General features: G+C 55.2%; 1 protein-coding gene. It reads right to left on the minus strand.

The window, feature by feature from the left end; all coding sequences use genetic code 11:
- On the minus strand, positions 1-646 hold a 646-nt coding region (locus tag ACFOFO_RS26645), incomplete at its 3' end, for a MotA/TolQ/ExbB proton channel family protein (RefSeq protein WP_390331902.1).
- Positions 647-649: the final 3 nt, after the last annotated feature.

Consider the following 649-nt stretch of genomic DNA (forward strand, 5'->3'; position numbering starts at 1 on the left):
CCTTTTTAACGCTGGCCAGTTGACCAGCCGTGCTTGACGACATCACGCCGCTCAGCAGAACAGAATGCAAATCAGCGCTGAACGAACGGATATCTTCCATTGCGCCCTTGTTGCGACGAACCAGCCAGTTGTAACCCAGCACGGCAGGAACCGCGACTGCCAGACCGATTGCGGTCATGATCAGTGCTTCACCCACGGGACCGGCAACTTTGTCGATCGATGCCTGGCCGGCGATACCGATGGCGGTCAGCGCGTGGTAAATACCCCAAACCGTACCGAACAGACCGACGAACGGCGCTGTGGAGCCGACTGTTGCCAGAAACGACAGGCCATCACTCAGGCGGCTTTGTACTTTCTCTACCGACCGTTGAATCGACATGGTGACCCAAGTGTTCAGATCAATTTGTTCCAGCAGCGCGCCATCGTGGTGTTCGGTCGATTTGCTGCCGGTCTCGGCGATGAAACGGAATGGGCTGCCTTGTTTCAGACTGCCGATACCTGCTTCAACCGACTTGGCTTTCCAGAACGAGTTACGGGCCTCTCTTGCCTGACCAGTCAATTTGATCTGATCGATCAGTTTGGTGATAATGATGTACCAGCTGCCCATCGACATGATGACCAGAATGATCAAGGTGCCGCGTGCCACAAA

It is taken from the genome of Pseudundibacterium arcticum (genome assembly GCF_042646465.1).
Classification (GTDB): domain Bacteria; phylum Pseudomonadota; class Gammaproteobacteria; order Burkholderiales; family Burkholderiaceae_D; genus Undibacterium_A; species Undibacterium_A arcticum.